Annotated in this window: 36 protein-coding genes and 1 pseudogene; 7 read left to right on the forward strand and 30 right to left on the reverse strand. The window is 69.2% G+C overall.

Annotated features, from left to right (window positions below; genetic code table 11):
* Positions 1-312 precede the first annotated feature (312 nt).
* From IG98_RS0141240 to IG98_RS0141250, 4 genes are all read left to right on the forward strand, one after another.
* Positions 313-720 (forward strand): helix-turn-helix domain-containing protein, encoded by a 408-nt coding sequence (locus IG98_RS0141240; protein ID WP_030684249.1) that lies wholly within the window; start codon positions 313-315, stop codon positions 718-720.
* Between the two features lie 121 nt (positions 721-841).
* Entirely contained in the window at positions 842-1,078 is a 237-nt protein-coding gene (locus tag IG98_RS51525; RefSeq protein ID WP_157594816.1) for a hypothetical protein, read from the forward strand.
* Positions 1,032-2,294: a tyrosine-type recombinase/integrase gene (locus IG98_RS0141245; RefSeq protein WP_030684251.1), complete on the forward strand. Its 1,263-nt coding sequence runs from the start codon at positions 1,032-1,034 to the stop codon at positions 2,292-2,294. Before IG98_RS51525 ends, IG98_RS0141245 begins: the two co-directional genes overlap by 47 nt.
* A gap of 336 nt (positions 2,295-2,630) precedes the next feature.
* Entirely contained in the window at positions 2,631-2,870 is a 240-nt protein-coding gene (locus IG98_RS0141250) for a helix-turn-helix domain-containing protein (protein ID WP_030684253.1), read from the forward strand.
* Positions 2,871-2,916: 46 nt separating this feature from the next.
* On the opposite strand, the gene IG98_RS51530 is transcribed toward IG98_RS0141250, so the two are convergent.
* Together IG98_RS51530 and IG98_RS51535 are read right to left on the reverse strand one after the other, a co-directional pair.
* A complete protein-coding gene (locus IG98_RS51530; RefSeq protein ID WP_030684255.1) occupies positions 2,917-3,105 on the reverse strand; it encodes a hypothetical protein in 189 nt (62 codons plus the stop codon).
* A complete protein-coding gene (locus IG98_RS51535; RefSeq protein ID WP_157594817.1) occupies positions 3,102-3,281 on the reverse strand; it encodes a hypothetical protein in 180 nt (59 codons plus the stop codon). Before IG98_RS51535 ends, IG98_RS51530 begins: the two co-directional genes overlap by 4 nt.
* Positions 3,282-3,449: 168 nt before the next feature.
* Between IG98_RS51535 and IG98_RS0141260 the strand changes: the two genes are divergently transcribed.
* The 3 genes from IG98_RS0141260 to IG98_RS0141270 all read left to right on the forward strand — a co-directional run bounded on the left by IG98_RS0141260 (position 3,450) and on the right by IG98_RS0141270 (position 4,614).
* Positions 3,450-3,695, forward strand: a complete 246-nt coding sequence (locus IG98_RS0141260; RefSeq protein ID WP_211264341.1) for a GntR family transcriptional regulator — start codon at positions 3,450-3,452, stop codon at positions 3,693-3,695.
* A gap of 120 nt (positions 3,696-3,815) precedes the next feature.
* Complete coding sequence (locus IG98_RS0141265) at positions 3,816-4,142, forward strand: hypothetical protein (protein WP_030684259.1); 327 nt, start codon at positions 3,816-3,818, stop codon at positions 4,140-4,142.
* A 61-nt stretch (positions 4,143-4,203) separates the two neighbouring features.
* Complete coding sequence (locus tag IG98_RS0141270) at positions 4,204-4,614, forward strand: Aca2/YdiL-like domain-containing protein (RefSeq protein WP_078890983.1); 411 nt, start codon at positions 4,204-4,206, stop codon at positions 4,612-4,614.
* Positions 4,615-4,656: 42 nt separating this feature from the next.
* Here the strand turns inward: IG98_RS0141270 and IG98_RS0141275 are convergent, their stop codons facing one another.
* The 28 genes and pseudogenes from IG98_RS0141275 to IG98_RS52200 all read right to left on the reverse strand — a co-directional run.
* Complete coding sequence (locus IG98_RS0141275; RefSeq protein ID WP_030684265.1) at positions 4,657-4,872, reverse strand: hypothetical protein; 216 nt, start codon at positions 4,870-4,872, stop codon at positions 4,657-4,659.
* Positions 4,872-5,420 carry a hypothetical protein gene (locus IG98_RS0141280; protein ID WP_157594818.1) on the reverse strand — a complete coding sequence of 183 codons (549 nt, stop codon included), beginning with the start codon at positions 5,418-5,420 and terminating at the stop codon, positions 4,872-4,874. The genes IG98_RS0141275 and IG98_RS0141280 overlap by 1 nt, the downstream gene beginning before the upstream one ends.
* Positions 5,421-5,458: 38 nt before the next feature.
* On the reverse strand, positions 5,459-6,019 hold the full coding sequence (locus tag IG98_RS0141285; RefSeq protein ID WP_030684269.1) for a hypothetical protein: 561 nt from the start codon (positions 6,017-6,019) through the stop codon (positions 5,459-5,461).
* On the reverse strand, positions 6,019-6,765 hold the full coding sequence (locus tag IG98_RS0141290; protein ID WP_157594819.1) for a hypothetical protein: 747 nt from the start codon (positions 6,763-6,765) through the stop codon (positions 6,019-6,021). Before IG98_RS0141290 ends, IG98_RS0141285 begins: the two co-directional genes overlap by 1 nt.
* A complete protein-coding gene (locus IG98_RS0141295; protein WP_030684273.1) occupies positions 6,765-7,325 on the reverse strand; it encodes a hypothetical protein in 561 nt (186 codons plus the stop codon). Before IG98_RS0141295 ends, IG98_RS0141290 begins: the two co-directional genes overlap by 1 nt.
* Complete coding sequence (locus IG98_RS52190; protein ID WP_211264342.1) at positions 7,325-8,353, reverse strand: DUF5047 domain-containing protein; 1,029 nt, start codon at positions 8,351-8,353, stop codon at positions 7,325-7,327. The genes IG98_RS0141295 and IG98_RS52190 overlap by 1 nt, the downstream gene beginning before the upstream one ends.
* 56 nt (positions 8,354-8,409) lie before the next feature.
* The gene (locus IG98_RS52195) at positions 8,410-9,870 is read right to left on the reverse strand and encodes a hypothetical protein (protein WP_030684277.1); all 1,461 of its coding nucleotides are present in this window, start codon (positions 9,868-9,870) and stop codon (positions 8,410-8,412) included.
* A complete protein-coding gene (locus IG98_RS0141310; protein ID WP_030684279.1) occupies positions 9,870-12,653 on the reverse strand; it encodes a phage tail protein in 2,784 nt (927 codons plus the stop codon). Before IG98_RS0141310 ends, IG98_RS52195 begins: the two co-directional genes overlap by 1 nt.
* Position 12,654: 1 nt before the next feature.
* The gene (locus tag IG98_RS0141315; RefSeq protein WP_030684281.1) at positions 12,655-13,173 is read right to left on the reverse strand and encodes a hypothetical protein; all 519 of its coding nucleotides are present in this window, start codon (positions 13,171-13,173) and stop codon (positions 12,655-12,657) included.
* A complete protein-coding gene (locus tag IG98_RS0141320) occupies positions 13,166-13,465 on the reverse strand; it encodes a hypothetical protein (RefSeq protein WP_030684283.1) in 300 nt (99 codons plus the stop codon). Before IG98_RS0141320 ends, IG98_RS0141315 begins: the two co-directional genes overlap by 8 nt.
* 9 nt (positions 13,466-13,474) lie before the next feature.
* Positions 13,475-13,882 carry an HK97 gp10 family phage protein gene (locus IG98_RS0141325; RefSeq protein WP_030684284.1) on the reverse strand — a complete coding sequence of 136 codons (408 nt, stop codon included), beginning with the start codon at positions 13,880-13,882 and terminating at the stop codon, positions 13,475-13,477.
* Positions 13,818-14,066: a hypothetical protein gene (locus tag IG98_RS0141330; protein WP_030684287.1), complete on the reverse strand. Its 249-nt coding sequence runs from the start codon at positions 14,064-14,066 to the stop codon at positions 13,818-13,820. Before IG98_RS0141330 ends, IG98_RS0141325 begins: the two co-directional genes overlap by 65 nt.
* On the reverse strand, positions 14,057-14,575 hold the full coding sequence (locus tag IG98_RS0141335; RefSeq protein ID WP_030684289.1) for a hypothetical protein: 519 nt from the start codon (positions 14,573-14,575) through the stop codon (positions 14,057-14,059). The genes IG98_RS0141330 and IG98_RS0141335 overlap by 10 nt, the downstream gene beginning before the upstream one ends.
* Positions 14,572-15,384, reverse strand: coding sequence for a hypothetical protein (locus tag IG98_RS0141340; protein ID WP_030684290.1), 813 nt, complete (start codon positions 15,382-15,384; stop codon positions 14,572-14,574). The genes IG98_RS0141335 and IG98_RS0141340 overlap by 4 nt, the downstream gene beginning before the upstream one ends.
* A gap of 60 nt (positions 15,385-15,444) precedes the next feature.
* Positions 15,445-16,149, reverse strand: coding sequence for a hypothetical protein (locus IG98_RS0141345; protein ID WP_157594821.1), 705 nt, complete (start codon positions 16,147-16,149; stop codon positions 15,445-15,447).
* Positions 16,139-16,357 carry a hypothetical protein gene (locus tag IG98_RS0141350; RefSeq protein WP_030684295.1) on the reverse strand — a complete coding sequence of 73 codons (219 nt, stop codon included), beginning with the start codon at positions 16,355-16,357 and terminating at the stop codon, positions 16,139-16,141. The genes IG98_RS0141345 and IG98_RS0141350 overlap by 11 nt, the downstream gene beginning before the upstream one ends.
* On the reverse strand, positions 16,354-17,223 hold the full coding sequence (locus IG98_RS0141355; RefSeq protein ID WP_157594822.1) for a hypothetical protein: 870 nt from the start codon (positions 17,221-17,223) through the stop codon (positions 16,354-16,356). Before IG98_RS0141355 ends, IG98_RS0141350 begins: the two co-directional genes overlap by 4 nt.
* Positions 17,224-17,298: 75 nt before the next feature.
* On the reverse strand, positions 17,299-19,062 hold the full coding sequence (locus IG98_RS0141360; RefSeq protein WP_030684299.1) for a major capsid protein: 1,764 nt from the start codon (positions 19,060-19,062) through the stop codon (positions 17,299-17,301).
* A 132-nt stretch (positions 19,063-19,194) separates the two neighbouring features.
* Entirely contained in the window at positions 19,195-19,365 is a 171-nt protein-coding gene (locus tag IG98_RS51545; RefSeq protein ID WP_157594823.1) for a hypothetical protein, read from the reverse strand.
* Between the two features lies 1 nt (position 19,366).
* Entirely contained in the window at positions 19,367-20,536 is a 1,170-nt protein-coding gene (locus IG98_RS0141370; RefSeq protein WP_030684301.1) for a hypothetical protein, read from the reverse strand.
* Complete coding sequence (locus IG98_RS0141375) at positions 20,536-21,330, reverse strand: phage minor head protein (RefSeq protein ID WP_030684303.1); 795 nt, start codon at positions 21,328-21,330, stop codon at positions 20,536-20,538. Before IG98_RS0141375 ends, IG98_RS0141370 begins: the two co-directional genes overlap by 1 nt.
* Positions 21,327-23,168 (reverse strand): hypothetical protein, encoded by a 1,842-nt coding sequence (locus tag IG98_RS0141380; RefSeq protein WP_030925534.1) that lies wholly within the window; start codon positions 23,166-23,168, stop codon positions 21,327-21,329. Before IG98_RS0141380 ends, IG98_RS0141375 begins: the two co-directional genes overlap by 4 nt.
* Positions 23,168-23,470, reverse strand: a complete 303-nt coding sequence (locus IG98_RS0141385; RefSeq protein ID WP_157594824.1) for a hypothetical protein — start codon at positions 23,468-23,470, stop codon at positions 23,168-23,170. Before IG98_RS0141385 ends, IG98_RS0141380 begins: the two co-directional genes overlap by 1 nt.
* A 10-nt stretch (positions 23,471-23,480) precedes the next feature.
* Positions 23,481-24,920, reverse strand: coding sequence for a terminase large subunit domain-containing protein (locus IG98_RS0141390; protein ID WP_063766379.1), 1,440 nt, complete (start codon positions 24,918-24,920; stop codon positions 23,481-23,483).
* The gene (locus IG98_RS0141395; protein WP_030684311.1) at positions 24,917-25,399 is read right to left on the reverse strand and encodes a hypothetical protein; all 483 of its coding nucleotides are present in this window, start codon (positions 25,397-25,399) and stop codon (positions 24,917-24,919) included. The genes IG98_RS0141390 and IG98_RS0141395 overlap by 4 nt, the downstream gene beginning before the upstream one ends.
* 15 nt (positions 25,400-25,414) lie before the next feature.
* Positions 25,415-25,729 carry a hypothetical protein gene (locus IG98_RS46015; RefSeq protein WP_037972693.1) on the reverse strand — a complete coding sequence of 105 codons (315 nt, stop codon included), beginning with the start codon at positions 25,727-25,729 and terminating at the stop codon, positions 25,415-25,417.
* Positions 25,726-26,598: a peptidoglycan recognition protein family protein gene (locus IG98_RS0141405; protein WP_084196031.1), complete on the reverse strand. Its 873-nt coding sequence runs from the start codon at positions 26,596-26,598 to the stop codon at positions 25,726-25,728. The genes IG98_RS46015 and IG98_RS0141405 overlap by 4 nt, the downstream gene beginning before the upstream one ends.
* Before the next feature lie 205 nt (positions 26,599-26,803).
* Positions 26,804-26,987 (reverse strand): annotated as a pseudogene (locus IG98_RS52200) (hypothetical protein); the annotation flags it as partial.

Below are 26,987 nucleotides of genomic sequence, written 5' to 3' on the forward strand. Positions count from 1 at the left end.
ATTTGGGCGGCTTTGGCGAATCTGCGCAGGCCGTAGCCGCGTTCCTCGCGCTGCCGTCGGATTTCACGTCCATCGGGCTGCACATGGAAGACGATACATAACGAGACTCAACGAAGCAACGTGAAACTCAATGAAGCTCAATGAAACACGTCCTGTGGTCGCCTGGATGCGCTCAGTTGTTCTTTGGGTAAAGCGGCGGGTATGCGCCCTCGCACGGTCGTTGATCACCGTCTACCCTGTTGCCTAACGGTGCCTATCGGTGCCTAGCGAGCGTCGGGCAGGACGCAACGGAGTGATAGAGGAGAGGCCGCCATGAACCGCGACCCCCATGCGTGGGCACGGCTCGCCAAGGCCATCGCCACCAAGCGACAGGCCCAGGGCCTACGCCAGGAAGACCTCGCCGCCGCCGCCGGCGTCTCCCTTGGCAGCGTGCAGAACGCCGAAAGCGGCGTACCCCCCAAGGCGCGCATGCCTCAGTCGCTTCCCCCCATCGTCAAGGCACTCGGCCTACCCGACACCTGGATCGACGACGTCCTCGAAGGCAAGGCGCCCCCGGGTGAGTGGCGCGACGTCGATGTCCAGGCCGAAGTCGACGCGGAACGGCTGGAGTCCGACCTCACCCACGCGTTCGTACGCGCCTCCGACCAGGCGACCGCCGCCGAGATCAAGGCAGCCACGAAGGCCGCGCTGGACGTTTTGCGTCAACACGGCCTGATCTAGCGACGTTTGGCGTACAACCTTCAACGATTTGTGCACACTCATAGCGACCAAGTGGTCACACGGCATATGCTCCCCACACCGGAGCCACCCGCTCCAGGTCGCCTACGCACGGGGGTGCACCATGCCCGAACCCGGTCCGCTCATAACCGCTAACCTCGGGCGCAGGATCGCCGCCTTCACCACCCGCATCAACGGGCGACCCACCGCCGTCATCAACGTCGCCGCCGCGCACGACCCCGAGCTCCGCGCCCAAGCAGGACTGGCGCTGGTCGCCGCCGGCTTCGACGCCGGAACCACCCTGGGGGCACTGAATGGGGTACGTCGCCGACCGCTGGCACAAGAAGAAGCCTGGCCCTGACGAGCCCGAATGCGGCGAGCACAAAGGGCTCGTCGCATCCAAGGCCCACGGCAAGGGCAAGCGCTGGCAGGCTCGCTACGACGACCCCAACGGCCGCGAGATCACCTCGCTCCACCGCACCAAGACCGAGGCCGAAGCCGAGATCGTCAAGCAGGAAGCCGCCAAGCAGACCGGCTCCTGGCTCGACCCCAAGGCCGGCCGTGTCACCGTCGAACGGTTCTCCCTGGACACTTGGCTGCCGTCCCTGAACATCAACAGCCGCAGCCGCACCGAGTACGAAGGCGTTCTCAAGCGCTACCTCGTACCCGAATGGGGCAACCGGGAGATCCGATCCATCAAGCCCTCCGAAGCCGGCGCCTGGCAGCAGCAGCTCATCAGCAAGTACAAGCTCAAGGGCACCTACCCGAACCGCGTGTCCAGGTACGTCCGCGGGATCTTCCGCCTGGCGGTCATCGACCGTGTCATTCCGGTCAGCCCCTTCGAACGGATCCCCGCACCCGCCGCCGAGGAGAAGGCCACCCAGCCACCGGACGTCGCCGAGGTACGGCAGCTCATCACCAACGCCTACGACGACCGCTGGGCCGCGATGATCGAGCTCAACGCCCTGACCGGCCTCCGTTCCGGCGAGATCCGCGGACTCCGCCTCGACCGCATCGACTTCCTCCGACGCACCATGCTCGTCAACCAGCAGCTCGTCTACGAGAAGGGCGTCGGCATGTACTTCGCCGAGCTCAAGACCGGCGCCGGCCTGCGCACGCTCCCCCTGTCGCAACGCACGGTCGACCTGCTCGCGGCCTACGTCAAGAAGTACCCCCCGCGAGCCGACGGTGAGAGCGAGGGGCTGATCTTCGTCATGGCGGACGGCGGACTGATCGGTGAGTCGACCCTCGACTACGCCCTCAAGTCCACCTGCAAGAAGGCGAAGGTGCAGCCGAGGCACTGGCACGAGCTGCGCCACCACTACGCCTCTGTGCTCATCGCCGGCGGGGAGAACCCGAAGGTCGTTCAGAAGCGCCTTGGCCACAAGGACGTCATGACGACGCTACGGACGTACGCTCACCTGTTCGCCGAGGCGGAGGAGAAGACCCGGGACGTTCTGGATGCGGCGTGGGCTGAGCCGGGTGAGACTGCCCTGGAGGAGGAATCTCCGCAGCAGGGCGGAAGGATTCCGGAATCGAGGAGGCGTCAGGGTGTGTTGCGGCAGGTCAGCGGGTAGTTCGGGACATCACTCGTGGATGTTCCAGGCCGAGAGCGCCTAGGCAGGTCAGAGACCTATAGGGGGTCTGACCTGCTACGGAACCCGTTTCGTGGTGCTTCAAGACGTCACGTGAAGCTTCATGAAACTACGGAAGGATCCCGGAATTCGGGCCCCGACCGGAACGCTTCCGGAAAGCTTAGGTAGGGGTGACCTGCTGGAACATCCGCCTACGACCCCTCAGATACGCGACAGCGGCCCGACCCCGAGATCGAGGACGGGCCGCTGCGTAACGCTGCCACGAGAAGCGACCGTTTGGGTACTGACGTCGAAGATCATGACCTCAACGGTTAGGTCGTGCCGACACGCAGAACCCCCCACCCCGACTGGGTCATCAGTCGAAGACAGACCCTAGGCCAGCGCATCGGAGATCTCAGAAGATCCGCCGGCTTATCGCAGGACGACCTCGCCGACAGGATCGGCATGGAACGCCGCAGCATCCAGCGCTACGAGCGCGGTGAACGTGACCCCCGGTTCTCCGAGCTGCTGCTCGTAGCGGAGGCACTCGGCGTCGACATGACAGATCTGGTGCGATGAACCTGCCCGCGGGCGATCGGCGTGTGAACGCCCGCGGACAGGAGTCTCAGGTGCCGAGGTACCGGCTCAGGCGGGACGTGATCGTGGCGCCCGGCCCGACCTCGCGCGTAGCCGTGTTGCAGCCGGCGTCGGTCGGGTGCCGGTACGTCGTCGGCTTCGCCCCCGACGAGGAGAACGGAACGATCTCAGTGGCCCGGCCCTTGATCGGGTAGCCGCAGCGGACGCACGTCTTCACCGGCGGACCTTCTTCGGCTTGCTGTGGCAGTCGCAGTAGCAGGACTGCGGTAGCACCTCGATGCCGTCCACGTAGACGGGGCCGGGCGAGCAGTGCGGGTGCCCGAAGTCGAGGGTGCATACGCCGGAGATGCGTCCGCCTGTACGGGCAGGTACAGGCGGGGTAGCGTGGGCCATGACGAGACCTCCCGAGGGTGTCGTCCGTACCCCCGGGCCATTCGCGTGGTCGCGGGGGTCTGTCGTGTAGCTCACAGTACATGGACTGTCATAGGTGTCATAGGGGGGATGGGTGGACTAGGTGGTCTGATGTCGCCTAGACGACGTAGCGGTCCTAGCGTCCCCGGCATGGACTGGACTCCGGATATCCCCAGGTGGCGGCAGGTGTACGCGCTGCTGGAGGAGCGGATCGATGACGGCACGTACCCGCCGGGGACGCGCCTGCCGTCGGTGCACGAGATCGTCCTGGAGACGGGTATCAGTCGGGTGACCGCGACCCGTGTCCTCCGCGAGCTGCGTAACGCGGGCCTCGCGTACATGGAACCGGGCATCGGCGCGTTCGTGGCCCGGCTGCCCGAGCCTCCCCGGGCATGACAAAGCCGCCCCCTCCGCCACGGCAGAGGGGGCGATCGTCTTGCGCTTCCTAATTTAGGAAGCTAGAGTTTGATGTGCGATCAGGGGAACAGCCCCAGACTCCACCGGAAGGAACCGGACATGCCCACCACCACGAGCTACTCCCTCGGCTACAAGTTCAGCCGGGACTACGTCGCCGACGGCTGGTACAACACCATCAACAACGGCGAGCTCACCAGTGAGCAGGAGTCCGCCCTGGTAGACGCCCTGATCGACGCCGAGGTGGACGCCTTCGAGGCCCTCCTGCCGGAGAGCCACTACTGGCTGATCGACACCAGCGAGCTCCAGTACCCGGTCGGCGACGCCGCCGTCCTCGGTGACCTGGACGCGCTCCTCAAGCAGGCCGTCGAGACCGTCATGAACCGCCTGCCCGAGATCGAGGCCAGGGTCCTGGCCGGCCTCGCCTGACCGTCCGCCGCCCACCAAGCCCTCGGCCTCGCGCCGAGGGCTCCGTCCTGGAGAGATAGCGGTGCCCGACTACACCGACCCGCCCGGCATGCCCGAAGACGAGCGCATGACTCCCGCCGAACTGAAGGTCGTCCGCGAGTTCCTCGGCCTCACCGGCGACTGGCTCGCCAGCCACCTCGGGGTCTCCCCGCGCACCGTCCGCCACTGGGAGCAGGGTAAGTACCCCATCCCTGACGGAGTGCGCCTGGAAGTGGAGGACCTGGAGCGGCGCACGGGGGAATTCGTCAGCGGCATCATCGAACAGCTGATGGACCTCCCGGACCCCGGTGTCCTCACCTACCGAGACGACGCCGAGTACCACGCCGCGCACCCGGAGATTCCCTTCCCGGCTTCGTGGAACCGGGCCGTCGTCGCCCGTGTCGCACAGGAGGTTCCCGGGCTGAGGATCGCGTATCCGGACCCGGCCGCCTGACCTCGGACATGACGAAGCCGCCCCCTCCCGAAGGAGGAGGCTTCATCGCTTCGTGAACCCCGCCGACTCCCGGTCGCCCCGGTAGCGGGCCGCCACCCCGCCGAGCAGCACCACCAGGGCCACCCCGCCGGCGAACGACAGGGAGTCGCCCCACGGCCACGTACGGACGTCGAACCCGCGGCTCGGAAGCTGGGCCAGCAGCACGGCAGCGAACGCCCCCAGCGTCCGCTCGGACAGGTCGATCAGGTAGCGGCGCATCACGACTCCGTCATCCGCAGCAGCGTCATCGTCCGGTCCCGGAACGTCACCGCCGTGCCCGCCCCCGCGAACCGGCGCGTCTCCGCCCGCAGATGCAACGTGGCCGACACACCCGGCACCACCAACTTCATCCCGGACACGTCCATGATCCGCTGATGCTCCGTCCCCGTCGGGAACAGGTGGGTGTTCGACCGGCCGATCTCCGTGTTCGCCACCGTATCCATCAAGTCGACACCGATCGACGCCACGTTCGGGCCGGCAGGCTGCGCGTAGATGTACGTGGACACCACCATCCACATCCCCGGCAACAGCACCTGCACACGACCACTGGTCAGCGGAGCAATGGCACCACCCACGTTGAAGTCGACCAGTTCCAACGGCAGCTCCGCGAAATCCGCCGTCGGCCCCTCCGTCGTCACCGGCGTGACTCCCCGTACCCGGGCCATCGGCCGCGGCCCCACAATCGACTGAAGCGTCTGAAGGTCTGCGTCGACGGCCTCGGCCAAGGCCTGGATGTCGCCCGCCACGTCGACGGGATCGCCCGGCACGGGGTAGGGGTACGCGCGGTTCACAGTAGATCCGGGCATCAGGGCGCCACCTTCGTCACGTACAGCCTGGCAGGGGACACATCGATCGGGCTCGTGTAGTTGTGCTGCGTGGCTAGGCTGATCGTCTCGCCGGCGTTGCACCGGGTCAGTGACACCATCGACAGGCTGGTCTGTGGTGAGCCCAGCGCTTTCGTCACCGTGGAGATGTCCGGCACGAGTCCACCCACCGAGCGCAGGAACAGTGCACACGCAAGCGGGGTCGTGCTCGCAGCGATGTTGAACGTCACGGTCCCCGACACGAGGTACAGGCCGGTCTGGGGGATCGTGATGATGGTGTTGTTCACGCCGAGGTTGACCATGCCAGCGTTGTCGTACAGCTCGTCGGTGAACGTCATCGTCGTCAGTGCACCGGACGGTGTCGCCAGGATGCCGGTGGACGAGATCGACGCGGTTGGCGCGTTACGGGCCGTGGTGTTCGCCGTGTAGAGGCTCTGTACGTCGGCGTCGATGTCCTCGGCAAGAGCCTGCACCTGCGTTGGTACGTTCTGCGTATCGCCGTACAGCGGGTACTCGTAGCCCCTCGGGGTGGTGCCCGGCATCAGACTCTCCTCATGATCACGTTGTCCCAGAACAGCCGCTGAAGCCCTGCCGTTGACGACCTGAGCGCCAGCCGCATGTACCCGCTGACCGGCGCCGACACGGTGCCCGACAGGGTCGTGTACAGCGGCTGCTGCACCAGGTCCACCGCGGACACGATGACTGTGTCCGCCGACGACGTCGTCGGCCACAAGTCCGTGTTGTTCGCGAACCACAACGCGACCAGCGCGGCGTCCGCGGTCGGGGTGTCTGTCGGCTGGTAGTCGCCCGCAGCGGACGCCGACACGGAGAACTGCCAGCCTGAGGTCACCGGGATCGGCTGCGAGTAGAGATAGTGGACCGCGGCGGCCGTGTCCGTCGTGCCGACCGAGGCAACCTGCGTGCCATCCGGGGCGCCCGTGACCTCCTGCACCACCGCACCCGAGCTGCCCGAGACGTTCGCCTGGAACCACAGCACAGGCTCGGCGCCCGGGGCAGAGTCCTCGAAGGAGGGATTGTCCTCAATGAGTTCGTTCGGGCCGACGCCCGCAAGCGCCCCATGGATCACCCACGATGCATCCTGTCGGGACACGTACACCAGATCGCCTGCGGTGAAGCTCGCCCCTACTAGGTAGGCGGCGGAGAAGTTGGTGCCGCCGATGCTGACGACCGCCTGGTTGGTGGCGAACGACACCACCGTACCCATGCGGAACTCGGCGTACGGACCGGACTGCGCCGCCAGGACCATCGGAGTGCTCGGGGTGGTCATCACGCCCCCAACAGTTCGAGTGCCCACAGGTGCGACGTCGTCGTGTACGCCGCAGCCCCGTTCGTCGCGATCCGTACCTTCAGCAGGTCGCCCGCGGTGAGGAGGACGGTCGTCGACACGTACACATCGCCTGCCGTCACGGTCACCTGCTGGCCGACATCCCCGTACGAGATCATGTTGCTGCCGTTGCGGAGGATGTTCGGGCGGGCCGCCACCTCCGTACCCGACCCGGCAATCACCAGCGAGTACATGCCCACCAGGTACCAAGCGGTCTTCGTGATCCGAATGCCGCCAGCCGTCGTGTCACCCATGCCGGCGGACGCGAAGACCGTCTGGTTCAGGTTCGGGTTCGCCGTCCCGCCAGGCCACGCCGAGGGCGCCGACTCCCGCATCCGGGCCGCCAACGGGCTGATCAACTGCGCGTTCAGGTCGTCGGCCGTGGCCTGCGTGAGCGCGTCAACAGCCTCAGCCAGAGCACGAATCTGGCCCGCGTCCGACAGGTCCTTCACCCGGGGCGGGTCGCACTCCGGGTAGGGCAAGCCGAGAGGGGTGGTGTCCATCACGCTCCTGTCACGCCGGCGCGGGTGGCGATCCGCATCGGGGATTCGGTGTCGAGGGGGTAGTCGATGCTGTCGATGATCTGTCGGTCGCGTAGGCCCATGAAGGCCAGGTCCCCGGTGTCGCCGGGCTCGATGCTGTAGTCCGGGACGACGTCCGCGCTCCACTGCTGGGTGAGTGCGGAGGCGGCGCGTAGCTGCGTGACCGCGAGGGTCTGAGCCTGCGGGAAGCTGAGCGGCGTCTGTACCTTGATGATCTCCGACACCCGGCCGAACTTGCCGCCGAACCGCGTCGGTGACGTGGTCGCCGTGTCCCGGGCCGGTACCCGAATTGGGGTCGTACCGTCCGCCCGCTCCGACACCACCACCACGCTGTTCGACACCCCAGACCGTGAACGGGACACCGAGGCATCCAAGAGCAGGCCGCCCGGCCCGTCGACGAAGGCCTGCGCTACCGGGCCGAGGGCGTAGTTGAAGGCGCGGACCACGAACCGGCCGTCGCCGAGGGCGTACCAGCGGCCACCGAGGGACTGGGCGAGGTCGTCCAGGGCCTGCCCGCGGTCCTCGTCCCATGTCAGCGACAAGGGCGTTGGCTGGTCCACCACGTCGTCCGTACCGAACGTGGCTTGCGGGACAGCCTCCAGGATCAGGCGCCGGATCTCCGCCAGCGTCATCCCCGCCGTCGTCGTCCGCGGCTGCTCGAACCGGTACGCCACCACATCAGCGGCCAGGTCATCGCAGGAGAACGAGACCTGCCCGTCCGGTTGTAGCGACGCGTCCCATACCCGGCCCACGAACAGGGGGAAGAGCTCTTCCTGGTTGGTGCCGTAGCGGATGCCGGCGGAGATGTGGACGACGGCATACTCGGGTGAGAGGGCGTCGTCTGCGGTGAGGGGGTAGGCGTCCCGGGTGAGGGTGAACGTGGCGCTGCGGGTGACTCGGTTGGTGAGGGACGCCGTGACGCTGCCAGCTGACGGTCGGAGCCCGAGGGCTCGGGGCTGGCCGTCGATGTCGTACACGTCGACACGCACCGACCGCCGGTGAGGCGCCCGAAGAGCGGCCTGGTAGGTGAGGGTGGAGGGCCACATCAGGGCGTCACCACCAGGTTGTCGAAGGCGAACACGATCGGCGGGGTGTTCGTCAGGCCCGCGCGCGTCAACGATCGGAACCCGACCCGGCCCGGCAGCGTCAGGTCGGTGTCGACAGCCGTCACCTGCCAGGCCGCCGGCTCGGTTCCGGACACCTGCCACACCTTGGCCATCAGCGACGTGCCCTGTACCGCGAACCGGACCGTGTACACGGTGTTCGCCGTGTACGTCAGGCCCGTGGCCAGCGTCGCCAACGCGCTCTCCACCCCACCGACAACCTTCCGAAGGGTCAGCTGGATGGCGCCACCGGCAGCCACGAAGATCCTGGCCGAGTAGAAGTTCGTCGGGTTCAGGGTGCGGAGCGTGTAGTGGATGTCCATGCCGTTCCCGGCGGGCACTTGGTTGATCGACCAGTTCGCCCGCATTGTCGCGTCCGGGGACGAGTACTCCGCGCTCGTGGTGTGGAACGCGCCGATGGCGGCGTGGGTGTGGAGGCCGCGGGTCCCGTCCACCGAGAAGTCCGCCGTGGTCCCCTGGATGACCGACCACACTTGCCCGGTATCGGCCGTTCCCCACCCGCTCGCCACGGTCCGCGTGAACGTGTCCCGGAAGGCTTCCGCAGGCTCGCCCCCAGGGCACTGCGTCTCGCCCTCCAGGATGTCCAGCCACGTTCCGCCGGCGGCGGTCATGTCTGCGTACGTCGGCCACGTCTCCGCCACGGTGCACCAGTTCGCGCAGATGGTTCCCTGGATCGGGCCGACCGCCGAGTCGTCGACGACGGTGGCGGGTGCGGACCACAGGCGGTGTGGCCACCGCTGGTCGATGGTGTCCGACAGGTAGGCCTCGGTGAGGTCGCCGGGCTGCACCGTGTACGGCTCCCACCCGTATGCTGCGGGCGCCGTGATCTGGAGGGGGCCGCCCCATGAGAAGAGGTCGTAGACGGCGATCCTGGCGGCGTTCGTCTTGGTCAGGAACCTGATGCTGGTGTCGAGGTTCTTGCGTCGGCCGTACACGTCGGCCGGGGTCTCGGAGTCGAACCGGTCGAAGAGCCCGGCGTCCGCGCGGCGAACCTTGGAGCCCCAGCCGCCCCACACGAACGGGTCGCTGGTCGTTCCGCAGGCGGCCGCGGTCAGGGCCTCGGGGGTCGAGCAGAAGCCGAACGTCAGGTTGGCCCACGGGCGGAGCGGGTCCCGTACGCACACCGCGTCGCCGGTCGAGGCGGGGGTGATCGGCCCCTGCACGATGGTCGTGCCGCCCGGATCACCGGTCCACCGGTACCACGTGGGGATGCCGTCCGACGGGGTGGTGTCGTACGTCGCCCCGACCTGCCCGGTCAGCTCGACCTCCCGCATGAACGTCCACGGACCGGTCGCCGACGGGCCCGACTCCAGGATCGCGGACGTCTGTGTGCCCGGCGCGGCCGTGAAGTCGGCGGTGAGGAACAACGGTTCGCAGGCCATCAGCGCCTCACTCCCTGTGCCACGGTGCGGCGAGTCCGGTTGTCAATCATGGTCACGCGCCCATCCACGTAGCGGGCCAGGAACTCGTTCCCGAAGTGGAAGTTGATGGCCGGCTGGCTGGCCGCCGTACCGAGCGTGGACGACGGCACCGACAGTGGACCGAACCCCGCCGCCCGCAGCCCCGACCCCGGCGCCACGATCGCCGCGATCCCATCCATCTGCGACTTCAGGGCACCTTCCTGCCCAGCGATGCCGATGATGAAGCCCCGCATGACGTCCTTGCCGTAGCCCATCATCAGCTTCGACGGCGACGAGATCCCGAAGAAGTCCTTGATGCCGGACGCGGCCTGCGAGCCGATGTCGCTGATCGTGCTGAGCAGGGAACCGAGCATGGACTTCAGGCCGTTGATGAGGCCCCGGATGATGTCCTTACCAGCCTGGATGAGCAGCGACCCGAAGCGCGCCGTCTGCTGGACGATCTTCCCGGGAAGCTCGGCAACGAACCGGACCGAGTCAGCCACTAGCTTCTGGATCTGCCGGCCGAACCCGACCGCCAAATCGGTCGCGGCCTGCACACCCTGCTTCATCAGGCTGCCGAGGATCTGCACGGACTGGGTGACCATGTTGCGGACGAACCCGACCACCGCGGTCGCGACGTTGCTGACGATGCCCTTGATCTGGTTCCAGGCGTCGGAGAATCGGCCTTGCAGGAGCTTGGTCAGGATCTCGATGGCGGGCACCAGGACCGTCGTGATGAAGCCCGCCACGATCTTCAACGCACCGTTGACCAGGCCCAGGAGCAGCTTCGCTAGCGGCGCGATCACCGGCGCGAGCGCGGACCCGAGCGCCACCACCAGCTGAAGGACGGCCTGGATCAGCGGTCCCGCCGCCTCCAGCACCTCGACCAGCGCCAGCGACAGGGCGATCAGCCCCGGCTGCAACGCCAGCAGCACCTCGATGATCGCCGGGAAGACCGCGCTGTACAGCTCGACGAGCGGGTCCAGGACCAGGTCCAGCAGCGGGCCCAAGGCCTGAATGATCGGCGTCAGGAACTGGCCCAGCATCTCCGCGAACAGCTGCACCGCCGGCGCGATCTGGCTGAAGATGACGAACAGGGCGTCGAACAAGGGGAGGAGGGCAGGGAGGAGGGTCGTGATCAGCTGCCCGATCACCTCCAGGAACGGTACGAAGACCAGCACCAGGTTCCCGATCGTGTCGGCCAGCGCCGTCAGCACCGGGCCCAGGGCAGAGATGATCGGCGCCAGCGCGGTACCAAGCGCCTCGATCAGCGTCTGCACAGGCCCCGCCAGCGCCTCGAAGATGGGTCCCAGCAGCTGCAACGCCGACACCAGTAGCGGAAGCGCCGTATCGACGAGCAGCGCCATCGTCTGCGACAGGGCGGCAATGGCGTCCTGGAACCCCTTCGTCGCGGTCGCGTCCTCGAACGCCTGGGTGACCTTCTCCATGGTCTCGAAGAGCCCCGCGCCATCGACTGTCAGCCCGGAGATCACGTTCCTGAGACCGGCGAGGATGTTCCCAACGGACTGGCCAAGCTGAGCGAAGCTGTCGATGGCCCCAGAGATCGCGTCCTCCAGAGCACCCGACCGGAACGCGGCCACCAGCTTGTCGGAGATTTTGTCCGCGGCCCCCGCCGCAGCCTTCGTCAGACGATCCAGCGCCGGCGCACCCGCCGCCGCGATAGACCCCAGGCCGACCACCAGATCGTTCGGGACCTGTTCAAGGTTCTGGAGTGCCTTCGTCGACCCCTTCAGCGCCTGCCCAAGGGCCCCGTTGGCGTCCAGGGCAAGCGCGCCCGCCGCCGCGTTCTTCGCCATCTCGTTCAGGGACACACCCACGCCGCGGACCGCGTTGGCGACGTCGGGGAAAGCCGAATCCGCCAGCGTCCGCAACGTCTTGTCGAGCCCTTCGAAAGCGTCGTTCTGGACGTCCTGCTGGAGGCCGACGAGGTCGCCACGCATGTCGCGAAGTTCGCTCACGAACTTGCGGGCGTTGGGTGCCAGCCGCTCCATCGACTTGGCCAGCACCTCTGGGTCCGTATCCGGGTCGAACGCGTTCTTCACGGCGTCCTCGACACCCGCCATGGCCAGCTTCAGCGTGCCGGCCGCGAGCTTCATGGTCACCATGCCGGACACGGCCACACCGGCCGCCGGGCCGAGCTGCTGGATAGCGGCAGCAGCCGACGCGAGCGCAGGCGCGGCGGCGCCGACGGTCGCGCCCAGCTTCGCGACCGTCCCGACCATGGATCCCAGCGGGCCGAGGACGCCCTTGGCGCGGTCTCCGACACCGTCGAGCCCGGAGGTGAGGCGGCGGAGCTGCCCGTCGATACCCCGGTCGAGGTCGACCTCGATCTCGACCGGGTCGGCGGTCCGCGTCAGCGTCTCGACAACGTTGTCTACATCTCGCCGGAGGTCTGCCACCGACGACACGTCCAGTGCCGCCTCGACGTCGACGGCCGGCGCACCCGCGGTCACGGCGGCGACAGCGGCGCCGATCTGAGCGTCGAGAGTACGGAGGGCGGCGCGCTGGTCGACAGCGGCGCTGACATCGATCGTGCTGTCCGGGTCCGCCTCGACAGCGGAGATGACCCGGCCCAACGCAGAATCCAGATCCCGCAGGGTACGGCGAGCGTCGAGCCCGGCATCGAGGGCAATCTCCGGCGAAGACGCCTCAGCGCTGCTGACGATCCGCTGAAGCTGCCGCTCCAGATCCGGCAGGGCGCCGGCCGCATCGACTACAAGGTCGACCTCTGCCTCGCTGGCCACCTCACCCTCCCATCCATGCTGCGAGTGCCGTCTGTACGGCCTCGGGGTCGTCGCCGTCGGTGTCCCATGCGTCCTCGTATCCCGGGGGCGGGATGCCCAGCTGGAAGTCGAACCGCATCCGGTTCTTCTCGTCCGCGTTGCGGGTGTGCAGGGCGTAGGTGGCGGCGCACCACTCGTACGCCGACCGCGTCCACGGATCCACCCCTGCCAGGGCCAGGTGTCCGAGGGTCTCGGGCTGCACTGACATCATCAGCAGGCGCAATCCCTCCCACCAACGGCGCCCTGTCACCATTGCCAGCACGGTGTGCGCGGCGTCCGTCAGGGTCCGGAGATCGGCGACGCCGTCGAGGATCATCCGGCCTACCGCGTCTTGGTCCTCTTCCGGCAGGAGTCGGATCACGTCCATCTCCGTGCGCACCGTCGTCCACTCGGCCGCCGGACGCCACGCCAGAGCGAAGACCTGGCCGCCGATCTGTATCGGCACCGGGCCCCGCGCGAGAGGAGCGAGGACATCAGGCATCCGCGTCCGGAACCCCCAGTGCGTCGCCGATCCCCTTCAGGATGTTGAACAGGGCCTGCGTGTCGACGTCGCCGTCGAGGTAGGCGGACAGGATTTCCTTCCACGCCTCCTCGCCCAGGCATGCGGCGATGAGGATGCCGGCGGACTTCAGCTTCAGCTCGCCGGGGGAGTTGAGGGACATGACCACGGCGACGCGTTCGGCGGTGGCCTGGTCGGGTGCGGTGACGGGGTACTCGGTTCCGCCGATGGTCACCACGCGAGTGGGCTCGGCGATCGTCTTGGTGTCGTCCATAGGGCAAGCCTATCTCTGGGTGATGTCGTAGCCCCGGTTACGCGCCACATCCCGCAGCGCGCGGTCGAGGAACGGGCGGGCCCTGGTGCCGGGGTGGTGGACGACCTTGGCGAAGACGGTCTTCCCGCCGACTTTGAAGCGGAGCACCTGCGCGCGGCGAGGGCGGATCAGATGTGGGCGGGTGCCGTCGTTCACCATCGGCGCGTACTCGACATCCGACCCGATCGTCCACCGCTGCCGCAGCCCGAAGAACGACCGCCGCTCGACCCGGATCGACGCCCGCAGCCGGCCGGTGTCGACGGGCGCCAGCACCTTGGCGCGCGCCACGACCTGCCGGGCCGCAGCATCCCCCTCACGCCTGCTCGTCGCCGAGAACGTCCGGTTCAGCGCCGCCCTGTCCAGCCTCAGCCTCGCCATCGGGTCCTCCCAGCTCCTCGACGATCTCCACCACGCCGATCTCAATCCACCCGGCCACGACCGGGTCCACGTGCACCTCGGCCTCATCGCCTCGCCGGAAGCCGTCGAACGAGGTCCGCACCCGGATGCGGGCGCGACGGTGGTACTCGGTGAGAGGGGTCTTCTTGCGGGTCATCAGCAGCACGCCTCCATCACGATGTTCACGGTCATGCGGCCACCGAGGCAGTTCGCGTCGGGGCCTACAGGCTCGTACAGGCCGACCGCCACTGGGCCGATGCGCAGCGAGTCAGGGTCGGAGAAGGCACAGCAAACGGCAGCTTCCATGGCCTTCCAGTCGGCGTCGAGTTTGGCCGCGAGGGTGTCCCACTCCGTCGCCGAGACGATCGCCCCTGCGTCGGGGGTGGGCATGCAGCGGTACACGCCCATCTCCAGCGTCAGGGTCCGCTCGGCCATGAAGCAGCCGCTGGCGGCCATGCGGTCGGTGACGTCGCGGACGCCCTGCACGCTGGCGATCCTGACGTAGCCGAGGCCGAGGCAGCACTCGTCCTCGCCGGTCGAGGAGAGCAGCGGGATGACCTGCTGACCCGCGCGGAGCATGACCCGCTCGGGCGGGACCGGCCACGGGTGCGGGTTCTGGAGTTGGGTGGCGAGGCAGCCGACGAGGAGCTGCGCGAGGCTGAGGGCCTGCGTCACGAGAACCTCCCCCTGTACGTGTCCACGGAGGCCACACGCGACCGCTGAGCCCGCCGTGCCGGGTTCACCGACCGGATCCACAGATCCACGTTCTTGATCCCCGTCAGGCCTTCCTCGGCGATCGTGGTGGGGTCGACCATCTGAATGTCCACCCCCGCCCGCGACAGCGACGCCATCTGCTGCGGCAACGCACACTCGGCGCCGACGCAGGCCTTGGCCAGCTCGCACGCGAACTCGCCCGCCGCGATCTGCCCTGCAAGCGGGAGGGGCCGGCCGGGCTGGTAGGTGATGACGAACGAACCGACTTCGCCGGGCTCGACGTTCATGTCCTGGCACTGCGGCCAGCACTCCCCATCGATCCGGACCAGCCGCGGGATGCCCCGCCACGAGTCCAGCCGGTAGGCGGCCGGGGCGATGGTCAGGCCGTCGACAGTGACTGAAGTGACCGAAGCCACGGATGTCGGGAACGGAACCTCACAGGCCACGCTGCAGGAGCAGCCGCCCGAGCAACCGCAGTTCCGCCACACCCCGGCATCGATGTACGGCAGCATCCACGGACCACCGCCCGCGGACACGCCGGGAGTGCCGACCGGCCACGACATGTACCCGGGGCCCGACGCGCACTTCGGGCCGCACGGCCGGTAGGCGACGGGGCACTGCGCGAACTGCCTGCCCGTGAGCGCGTCGAGGATGGCCACGGCGAACGTCGTCGCACGGGCCTGCACCTCGGCGGAGTACGTGTCCCAGTCGGGGCAGCAACTGGTGTCGATGGGCCACTCGCAGGGGCCCGGCGGTTCAGGGGTCGTCATCCTCGGTCCCTACGGTGAGGGGGTCCTGGCCGGGAGCCGTCGGCCAGGACCCCGGTCCGGCTACGGAACGGGCAGCACCGTTGCGCCACACGCCGGCGTCGGCAGCGGCGCCGAGGTCGTGATCGACCGCAGTACCTCCGTGTCGCCGATCGGCGTGAGGAGGGCCGTCAGCGTCGCCGGGGTCACGGCGTCGCGGAGGACGTCGTCGTACGGGCCGACGCCCCACTCGCCGCCCGGGACCGCACGGGCGGTCCAGGTGGCCGTGATGCCGTCGTTCTGCGCGGGCAGCCACTCGCCCCACTGGGCGTCCTTGACCCACGGCAGGAGCCAGTACTGGTACTTGACGTTCCCGGACGGGTCGCAGGCCTGGCCGGTGATGCCGGACCAGATCTCCAGGCCGAACGACGCGGAGCCGGTGAGGTCGGCGTCGATGGACCAGCCGACCACGTTCGGCGTCGCGGCGTTGTCGAGGACCAGCGGGTCACCGGTGATCAGGCTGATCATGGTGGGGTCCCAGGTGCACACGTTCAGGGAGATGTCGATCCACCTGAGCGCGGGCGCGGACCGGTCAGAGATGCATTCGTCGCCGTTGGCGTTGAGGATGCTGATTTCGGACGGGTCGGCGTAGTTCGGGGTCAGGGTGCCGGTCACCAGGGCCTCGGCCGTGAGGGTCGAGTTTGGGCCGTTCACCACCGTCCCGCACTGGTTGAGCTTGGTCAGCCGCATGCGCTTGCCGCGCGCCAGACGGACACACTCAGTTGCCATGGTCATCCTCCTTCTTCGCGCGGCGTCGCGGCCGGCGTTCCGGCTCGCGCGCGGTGTTGTAGCGGTCGGCCACGTACGGGGCGACCAGGAACTCGGTCCCGCCCCGCTGCGTACGAACGTGGTCCGGGTCGTCGGCGACCGCCAGCAGGGCAATCGCGGTCTTCTGCACCCCGGCCTCGCCGGGGAGTACAGTCACCCAGTCGTTCATGCGGGCACCGCCGGAGCCGTGGCCACTGCCGGGGCAGCGACCGGGACCTGCACGGCCATGACCGTGTCGCAGACCCACGCGTGAGCCCACACAGACTCGGCCACCGCCATCCACTGGTTGAACGTGCGGTCGAGCGTCTGCACGGGGTCGGGCTGGTTCACCTGGGTCTCCCACAGGTAGACCTGCGGGGTGATGAACGCCCACACGAACCCGGCCGCGGGCGCGGCCCCGGCGGGGCCGGTGACGCCGTAGCCGGAGCCGAACGACCACGCGTTGCCCAGAGGGGTCCGCATCGTTCCGGCGCCGCCCTGCGTTCCCACCAGGCCCGCGTACTGCACGGCCGCGTGCGCGGTCGTGTTGATGTGGATGACGCCGGTGTAGCCGTGTTGGTCGTGGAACGCCTGCTCCAGCGCCGAGATCGCGGCACCCGCGCCCGGGGCCGTGGGCACGACGACGGTGGCGCCTGCGGTCGACAGGTTCGGAACGCCGGTGATGCCGCCGCCGGTCCAGATCTGCTGCTCGACCGCCCACTGCACGCCCGCGTCGTACCGGCGCCGGACCCGGCGTCGCACGTCCTCGGCAGTGGTGCCGACCGTTCCGCACTGGTACGTCGTCAGCAGCCAGTACGGCGCCGACTCCACGAACGCCGTGCCCGGGGCGAACGGCTTCTCCGGGTGCGGCGCGGCACACGTCGGGTCGTACGGCACCACCGAGACACCACAGTCCTCAGCGGCGAACGTCAGCCCCGACGCGATCACCCCGTTTCCCAGCGGACCAGGCCGAACAGCGGCATCGAAGATGCCATACCGTCGGCGGCCGGGCTCGGGGCCCTGGATCTCCTGTTGACTCGGAACGATCACTGCCATGTCGTCACCTCCCTTCCGATGAGGGGCCGCCCGCCCGGACGACAGGTGGGCGGGCGGCCCGGATCACGGGGTAGGTCACGCCGCGGCAGCCGGAACGGCGCACGACGTCCACACCTGGTCGGCGGTCGCACCGGACGGGCAGGCGTTGACGGTGTACCGCTTGACCTCGCCACACGGGAAGATCGGCGCGTAGCCCTCCTCCGTGAAGAGGGCCGTGTAGAGGTTCTGCTTGAGGTTCGTGCTGTCGTACACGTTGGTGAGGGTGACGACGTCCTCGCGGAGCAGGACGATCGCGCCCGCCGGCCAGATCAGGAAGTCGACCGTGGTCGGCAGCGACGTGATCGGGGTGATGGGGGCGGTGATGTCGCCGGGGCCGGTTGCGAGGCCGGACTGGGCGTCCTGCCAGTCGCGGAGGAACTGCGGGCGCAGGTTGCGGGCGGAGAACCAGCGGGCGATCTCCGCGGTGGTTGCGGCGGAGAACGGGTCGCTGAAGTAGCCGTTCCGGCGGGAGATGTCCGCACGCCACTGGGCCACGATCCACTGCGGGACCGCAACTTCGAGGATGCGGTTGAAGCTCATCCGCTCGCGGTACCGCATGTCGATCGCGGCGATGTCGACGCCCGCGAGGAACGAGGCGACGGCGGACGTGTCCGGGCCGGAGCCGGGCGCCGGGGTCGCACCCTGCGGCGGGATCACGATCGCGGCACCGGCCTGGGTGACGATCTGGCTGATGATGTCGCGGTTGATCTCCACCTCGTGCTTGAGGAGGAGGCCGTCGACGAGGTTGGCGACGTTCTCCGGGTAGCCAACGTCCTGGAGGAAGCTGCCGGTGATGCAGGTGACCGCGACGTCCAGGCGCCGCTCCTCGAAGGTCGGGCACGGCAGCTCGGTGCAGTTCTTCGGGGTGTCCGCGATGACCTGCGCCTCGGTCAGCTTCGTGAAGCTGGTGAGGCCGGCGTCCATGATCTGGCGCCACAGGTAGTTCTTCGAGTACTGCACGCCACCGCGGGGGGCACCCATGGTGGGGAGATCGATGAACCCGTCCCGCTCCCACAGGGAGCAGAGGTCGTAGCGGATCTCCGACGGGGCACACCAGCCGGCCGCGGCGGTGAGGCTGTTGGCGTCGCTGACGGACTTCTCCCACTCCTGCATGGAGGGGAGGCGGCGCCGGTAGTCGGTGAGGTCCTTGAGGGTACGGGCGTCGGTGTTGCGGTCGCCGGAGACGCGGAACTCGCGCTCGCGGTGGAGCTGGCCGAGGGCGCGTTCGGCGCGGATGCCGCCGCCGACTCGGGAGTTGCCGAACTGCTTGAAGAGCTTCTGGCTGGCGTCGGTGAGCGCGTAGGTGTCGGTCTCTTCGCCTACGTTGCGGCCGAGGACGCCGGCGGCGTCGGCGCTGAAGCGGAGGGCGACCTTGTCGTGACGCGGGGTGGAGGCCGGGGGCGTCTGCGGCATGGTGGTCTGGGCGGCCATCTGGGAGACGGACGGGACCTGCGCGGGCGGAGTCTCGACGGCGGGCTCCTCGACGGCCGGGGTCTCGGCGGCGGGGGCCGGGATGACCTGGGTGGGGATCGTCAGGTCGGGCGCGGCGGCGAACGCGTCGCGGGCGGCCTGCGTGGCCTCGGCGGCGGTCTTCCGCTCGGTGATGGCGGCGGCCAGCTCCTGAAGCTGCGTGGCGAGGCCGGACAGCTCGGCGGGGTCGGCATCGGCCTTCCCGGACAGCTCGGTCCCGGCGGCCTTGACGCGGCTGTACTCGGCGAGGAGCTGCTCGTCGGTGGCGTCGGTGATGGAGAAGGTGACCGGCTCGTTCGACTCGGTGTTCTCCGGGGTCTGCTCTGCCATGGCGGGTCTCCTTCCGGTCGGCAGAACGACATGTGTCTCGTCTGCGTCGACCGGCCCACCGCCAGCATCGAAGCTGTGTGCAGGGTACCGCGTGCCGGGCGGTTTGTAAGGGCCGCCCGGCTGTACGGCGTGTTACGCCTTGCGGGTGACGGCCTGGTAGGTACCGCCCTGGGGGCTCTTCGCGAGGAGCTGGCGGACCTTCACCAGGCCGCCCTGCTCGTGGGTGACGGTCTCGGTGCCGCCGCCCCGGTAGGTGATCTGGTAGTCGGTCAGCGTCTTGTTGCCGCCGCAGTTGCAGCCCATGTCAGTCCTCCGTCGTCATTGCCGTGGCCCACGCCCACCGAGCGCGAGCGTCTGCCCAGGTCTGGAAGGCGTTTCGGAACTCCTGCTGTTCCGGGGAGAGTGCCGGTTCGACAATGCGCTTCTCCTGCTGCGGTGTGATGCCGAAGCTGCCGATGAGGGCCCGCTGGGCGCCGGCCGCGAAATGCACCCGCGCGCGCGGGACGGGAAAGCCCGGGGTGTTCACCGAGCACACGCCGATGAGTTCGAGGGCACCGCCGACGCGTCGCCAGTCGCCGGACACGGGCGACGAGCGGAACACGTCCAGGGCCTCCGCCGTGGCGCCGGGGAGGAGCCATCCAGCGACCCAGATGCCGAACTCGTCTTCGCCCGCGACCACCCGGGCGACGGCCGCCGCCGGGTCGTCGTAGTGCTCCTGCGCGGCCCGGAACGCGAGCTGAGCGTCCGCGTGTCGGGGTCCGGCGACGAGCGTGCCCACGGGCAGCGTGGCGCCGTCGGAGGTGCGCTGCTCGGCGACGTGGAAGTACGTGTAGCCGGTCGGGCTGGAGGGCGGGGTGACGCAGCCGGGCAGGCCGACGTGGCAGGTGTCCCACCCGGCGATGTGCCCGAAGACGCGGCCTGTGTCGGTGACAGTGAGGGGGGTGAGTCGGTCGACGTCGGGGCGCTGGAACCAGTCCGTCGGGGGGAGCGCTTCCGGGCGCGCGGAAGCGTACAGCCACTCCTCCATGTGGTCCTCGCTCGGCTCCGGCTCGTCAACGGGTTCGGCGGGGAGCGGGTCGAGGGTGAGGGACACGTCCGCGAACGCGGGGATGCTGACCAGCGTCGCCCCGGCGACCCGCCACCGGGTGATGATCAGTCGCTCGGCCTCGTCCATCACGTACTCGATGTCGTCGAGGTCCACCGACGGGCCCACGACGCCCGCCTCCAGCTGTTCGGTGACGGAGTAGGGGATGTCCTCCAGCATGCTGCCGGTTGCGGTGACCATGCCGTCCGCGATCCGCAGCGTCTCGATCCGGCCCACGACGCGGCTGCCGCCGTGGCCGTCGTCGGACAGCTCCTGCCACATGAGCGGCAGCGGCAGGTCGCGGCTGGAGCCGCCTGCCGGGTCGATGATGCGGCCGTCGCCGGTGGGCACACCCAGCCGAGCCAGCACCGCGTTCCAGGTTCTTGCCATCAGGGATCCTGCCTGTCTGTCCAGTCGATCTCTTCTCCGAGCACCACCGGGATCAGGGAGCACCGGCAGTTGATGACCTCTCCGGCCGGGCCGCGCGGGTCCCCGGGGAAGAGGAGCTGGGCGCCGCCGACGACGAACGGCTCGGTCAAAAGGGTCCGCTGCTTGTCGGCGTCCCGGTGCGTGTCCCGCGTCCGCTTGTCCGCCGTCGCAATCCACTGCTTGAACGGCGCCGGATCCCCCCGGTCCGCCGCCTCCAGCTGCGCGCTGCGGAACACCCCCGCGTTGACCGCGGCGATCGTCTCCGTCCGCGCCACCGTCACCGCCCGGTGCGGCCACCGCTCCGACCCCGTCGCCGTCAACACCGCCGACACCCGCGCCGCGATGTCCGGGATGGACTCCTGCTCCCGGATCCCACGCTCCAGCTCCACGACAATCAGCCCGTACACCTCATCCGGCAGACGCACGAGCCGGTTGCCTGCCTCATTCAGGTACTCCCGCACCCACGCGTCCGTGGGCGGTACGCCAGGCCGGCGGACACGGCGCGCGGCCCGTTGAAGGATGCCGTCGACTACGGGCATGACCTCGACGTCGACTTGTTCGGTCCAGAACTGCTGATGGTCGGAGACCCGCCCAGGATCCACCGCGCCGTCGCGGAGGACGGCGGGGCGGACGCGGTCGAGCCAGCGCGTCAGGGACCGGAACCACGTGCGGGCAACCCGCTGCTCGCCCTCGCGGATGAACGCCTCCGCCCTCAGCCTCTGGGGTAGCCCGTCATCGGGTGGCAACGTTGTCACCGCATGGCCTCGGTGAGCATGTTGGTCAGCACGGTCCGGTTGTGGGGCTCACGCGTGTACAGCCGGTTGCGGACGTAGGTCTTCAGCACGGCGCGGAGGGTGCCTTCGTACAGGCCGAACGCCTCAGCCACGGGGCCGACGAACTGGAAGGAACCCTCCAGCAGGCGCCCGAGGTCGTCACGCGGAGGCTCCAGCTTCGTGTGCAGCTCATGCTTCGGCGTCGAAGCGAACTGCCCCCGGTTCTCCCGCGTCAGCAGCCGCCCGCCCGCACGCGACAGGGCATCGAACACCAGCAGCTCGGCCGCCGCCGTCAACCCGTCCGGGACCGGCTCAGGCTCCGGCTCCGTCCCCTGCGTGGACGGCAACGCACGCGGCTCCTCCGGCGCCTCCACCGCAGGCTGCTCGGCCACGGCCGACGCCTGCCCCGCCGCGAGCTGCGGCATGCCCAGGGCCTCCGCCACACCCGGCTCCGACAGGATCGCCGGCGACGAGATGACCAGCTTCTCCAGCAGGCGTCGTTCCCGCTCCGCCTCGTCCGGCATCGCGTCCTCGGGGATACCGTTCTCCGACAGCATGTACTCGTCGGAGATGAGGATCTTGTCGTACAGGGACTCCAGCGTCTCCCGGTCGTCCGGACGGGCCACGATGTTCGTGGTGTCCCAGCCGATTTCGTACCGGGCCGCCTGATCGGGGCTCATGCCCATGGCGACGAGCGCGGGCCGGAACCATTGCTCGGTGAGAGCGTCGCCGAGCTCGCGCAGCAGCGGCTCGATGAAGATCTTGTACGTGCTTTCCTCGACCTGCCAGGCGGACCAGTGGTTCGACTCGTCCTGTGACCCGGCCGCGACGGACTTGGGCATGTCGAGGGTGGCGGCGAGCCGGTCAAGGGCCTTGTCACGGAGGTCGTCCAGGCCCTGCACGAACGTGGTGGACGAGTCGACGAAGGCGAGCGCGGACCCGGCCGCGATCATGTCGCCAGGGGCGTTGAAGGCGACCGGGACGACGGCCGCTGGAGTGCCGGGCTGCTGGATCCCGGTCTCAGCCACGGACAGCAGCTCGTCCATGAAGGCCAGCGCCGTCGTCTCGTGCTCCCCCTTGGGGAGGTCCAGTTCGTCGGCGACGAGCCACACGCCGGCCGTGGCGAGGCGGGAGTCGAGTTGCCCGGCCAGGGTCTGGGAGGTCTTCTCGATCTCGCGGCAGATGGGGAGTGCGGGGCGTACCGCGCTATCGGCCTGGATGAAGTCCGCCGGGTGCGGGGACCACACGCGGAAGAGCCGCGCCTGGGGTGCCAAGGGCACCTCCACGCCAGTCTTCGGGTCGGTGTACTGCCACGACGCATCCGCGCCAGAGCCCTTCGACTTGACCTTCGACGGCGGCAGGACGATCCACTCATCCGGCTTGCCCTGGCCCTGGGGACGGACGATGACCCACGCCTCCCCGGGCACCTGCCAGCACAAGGCCAGCACCTTGAGGAGCGTGGCCCGCTTCGCCGCGCCGCCGAGCGCGAGCGATGCGGCCTGGACGGCGGTCGGGTTCTCCGACAGCCCAGTCGGCTTCCCCGTCGCAGGGTCCAGCTCGGTGGCGTGAAGGTCGGCCTGGGAGACGGCGTTGGCGATCCATACGAGCGGGGCCCGCAGCTCGCCGATCACGTCGTAGTAGTACCAGCCCTGCCGCTGCCAGTCCGAGTTGGCGGACTGCTTCCGGGCCCGGTCGGCGAGCTTCACGCCGGGGCCGGCCATCGGCATGGCGGCAGCGGTGATAGCCCGTGGGGCAACCGACGCATCGGCGGTCTCGGGGAGGAGGGGGCCGCCTTCCCTGCGCCTGCGGAAGATCGCCATCAGCCCTCACCCTCACGAGACGCTAGCCAGCCGGTCACGTGCGAGTACGCGAACGCGAGGGCCGGGACCAGCCACCAGTCCCACCACCCCGCCCACGCCCCACCCACGGCCGCGAGCGCACCCACGTACATGGACACGCACCAGTCGCACACCACCAAGTAGGCGAGGAGGTGGTCGTCCGGGAGGGCGCGCAGGACAGCTCGCCGCGGCGCCTGAAGAAGGCGGTCGCGGGTCACGAGTCGGGTGACGCGGGCCGTGGCCAGCGCCATCACCACCATCAGCACAAGCGGATACGTTTCCATTTCCATCCCATCATGCCCGCTGCGCGCGAGCTTTGAGTGCCGGGTGCTGTGCCGTGCGTCCCGGGCGCGCCGCGGCACGGTGCGGGTTGACCAGCTCGGTACGCGTACCGCGGTCGCGCTTCATGTGGTGGGTGACCGCGTGAACGAGGGCGTCGATGCGGTCCGGGGAGCCGGGCGTCTCCTCGGGGATCCACGTCGTCAGCTGGTCCTCCAACTCGGGAAGGGAGCCGACGTGGTGGACGCGGCCCTGCTCGTACAGCATCGCTACCGGCTGCGCCCGGAGCTTCTTGCCCTGGCTCGCGTTGACGCGGCGGATCGGCGGCGGGCTCGTCGACCCGGGGTGCATGTCCCGCCACACGCGCTTGAGGACGGTCTCGATCCAGTCCTTGCCGCCGTTGTCCTCGACGACCACGAGCGTGGCGCCGTGGACCTCCAGCGCCTCGTACGCGGCCCGTGCGGCCTGGTCCGGGGTCCGGCGCCCGGACACGTCGGCGAGGACGTAGTGGTGTTGGTCGACGCCCCAGCCGGTGACGGCGAGGCCGGTCTCGTCTCCGGCGCCGGTGCCGGCGGGGTCCATGCCGACGACGATGGACACCAGCTCGGGCACCTCGTCGGGGCGGACCCGGTACCGGTCGATCAGGGCGCGGGCCACCAGGGCGCCCGGCAGGTCTTCGAGCACCTCGGCGTCGAGCTCCTGCCGGCCGAGCGTAGTGCCCTCGTACCGGTCGATGACGGACCGACGGAACGTCTCGGCGAGGTTGTCGAGGTTCTCGTACGTCGAGCCGCGCACCACGGCGCAGCGGGGGTCCTTCAGCAGCTTTTTGACCAGCGGCAGCGGTCGGGGCGTGGTGGTGATGCAGCCGCGGGGGTGTTTGCCGAGGCGCATGCCCATCTGGAGCATGTCCCAGGCGTGTTGGAGGTAGCGCCAGGCGGCCAGCTCGTCGGCCCAGAAGTAGTGGTGCTGGGGGCCGCGGAGTCGGTCCGGTTCGTCGGCGGAGTACAGCATCTGGATGGAGCCGTTGGGGTACTCCAGCTTCCGCAGGCTCTTGGTGTAGACGGGCCTGAAGGTGGCCGGGGCGCAGGCGAGGATGCCGGAGTCGCCTTCGACCATGACGTCTCGGGCGTCGGCGGCGGTGGGGGCGATGAGCGCGCCGCGGGGGAGGTGGCGGGCTTGCTCGATGCTGAACTCGGCGCCGACTCGGGTCTTGCCCCAGCCGCGGCCTGCGAGTGCCAGCCACCAGTCCCAGTCGTCTCCGGCGGGTGGGCGCTGGTTGGCGCGGGAGTGGGCGCCGGGGCGTCCGGGGTGGGGGCGCCCGTCGCAGCCTTCGCGGTCGCAGAGCCAGGGGACCTTGCCGGCTTCCCGGTCGAGGACAAGCCGTTCTAGCCCCTCGGCGAGCTGCTCCAGCTCGGCGGGGGTGAGGGCGGCGAGTTCGGCCGGGTCGACGATCACGTGTTGGTGATCCGTTCGAACCGCTCGATGAGGGTCTGGACGCGGTCGCGGGCGGCGGACGCCTTGGGGTCGTCCTTCAGCCGGAAGGCGTGCTCCTCCAGGCGGACCATGGCGGCGAGGGCCTGGGACCAGCGGACGGTGGGGTCGTCGCGCTGGGCAATGCACTCGTCGAGCCGGTCGGACAGGTGCCCGCGCAGCTTGTCCGCCAACGCGAGGTTGTCGTCACGGGCGGACGCCATCTGCGAGGCGAGGCCGTCGGTGGCGGCGGACGCCAGGTGCTGATCGTAGGCGGTGGCACGGGCCTGCCAGTCGTGCCGCTTCGACAGCTCGTAGGCGGAGTCCGAGCTGATGCCCGCTTCCTTGGCGGCGGCGATGACGGTGCGGCGGGGGCCCTGGGTGAGGTACTCGCGGAACGCGGCGTAGGCCTGGCCGCGTTCGGTGTCGCGGCGCACCCACGGGTACGGCTCCGGGGTGGACATAGGGGTGCTCCCTTCTCAGCGGAGGATCATCGGCAGGAAGACCTGCCCGGCCAGCATGAAGACGGCGGCGATCGCGGCGGAGGCGCCGGCGCTGCGCCAGGTTTGATGCTCGACCTTTTCGACGCGGGCGCTGATGGCGGAGGCCTTGGGTTCGGCTTCGAGGTCGCGGAGGCGTTTCTCGTGGTCCTGTATGTCGCCGCGCATGTCGACGTTCTCGCGGAGGGCCTGATCCAGCTTGCCCTCGATACGGCCGACCACCTCAGCCAGGCCTCTCACCTCTGTGTACATCTGGGTTGGGCTGATGTAGATGCCCGGGTCGGGGGCGCTCACTGCTGGCGCTCCTCCAGCTCGGCGATCCGTTCCGTCAGGGCGGCGACGCTGGCGACGAGTCCGGTGACCATGCGGTGGGTCTGGACGAGGTAGCCGTAGGCGTCGGGGATGTGGCCGAGTCCGGCGGCGACGGACGCGGCGTCGGCCTTGGCGTTGCGGTACGACCAGTTCTCGCCGGGGGTGGTCATGTCGTCCTCCGTGGGGGGCTTGGGGATGCTGGCGCCGGGGGTCCAGGACGCGGGGTGTGCGAGGCGGTCGGCGATGCGCGTCCGAAGGCCCGGCATGCTGACAACGTTGTCGGGACCTCGCGGGTCGCTCTTCCAGTCCGACCACTCCGAGTGGCCGATGACGGACTTGGCGCCCCAGCCGTGCGCGCGGTTGATCGCGGCCGACGCCCTGACGATCGCCTCCACCTGCGCGGCAGGCCACGGGTCCCTGCCGTCCCCGAGGTTCTCGCACTCGAAGCCGTAGAACGACCGGTTGCCGTCGACCGCCCCGGCGGAGCCGTCGTGCTGGTGCGGCGCGGGGGGCCGGTCGTTGTACCGCTCGTCGATGACCGCGGCCAGCACCGACGGGTCGCCGCCGCCGGCGTGGTTGGCGCGGCCGTCGGAGATGAGGTGGACTTCGCCGTTGCGGCGGATGACGCCGTGGCAGAGCGGACCGGGAAGCTGGGCGTAGCCGGTGAAGCAGATGGGGACGCCGTTGACCTTCGGGCCGGTGACGGTGTGGTGGATCATCACGCCGTGGACGGGCCCCCAGGGGCCCTTGTGGTTGCGGTGGTGTCCTCGCCAGCCGGGGTGCTCGACGACCTTGACGCCTTCGGCGCGGAGGGCGGCTACGAGACGATCGGCGGTAAGTGGTGTTGCCATGCTGGGCCCCTTTCACTTGGAGTCCAGCATATGCAGAAGGACCCCAGTCCGGGGGGTTGACTGGGGTCCTACGCGCCGACCATCTCGCCCGTCAGGTCGCCTACCGCACTCCGAGGGCCACTGCCCGCCTGCGCTCAGCGGGAGGATCCAGTCACCTGGTTCGGGCCTTGTCTCGGCAGCAGTTCGAGTATGCACCCAACTGCCGTCAGAAGCCGCCGTATCGGCGTGGTGGGGGTGGCGGCGTGTTGGGGTCGTAGTACGGCGGCGGGTAGTACGGCGGCATCGGCCCCCGCACGGTACGCCGGCGGCCAATGGCGGCTGCGATGGGCCAGCCGGTGATGGCCCACATGCCGCAGGTGATGATGCTCAGGAAGAGGTGCAGGCCGTGG

This window comes from Streptosporangium amethystogenes (genome assembly GCF_000721075.1).
GTDB classification, from domain to species: Bacteria; Actinomycetota; Actinomycetes; order Streptosporangiales; family Streptosporangiaceae; genus Streptosporangium; species Streptosporangium amethystogenes.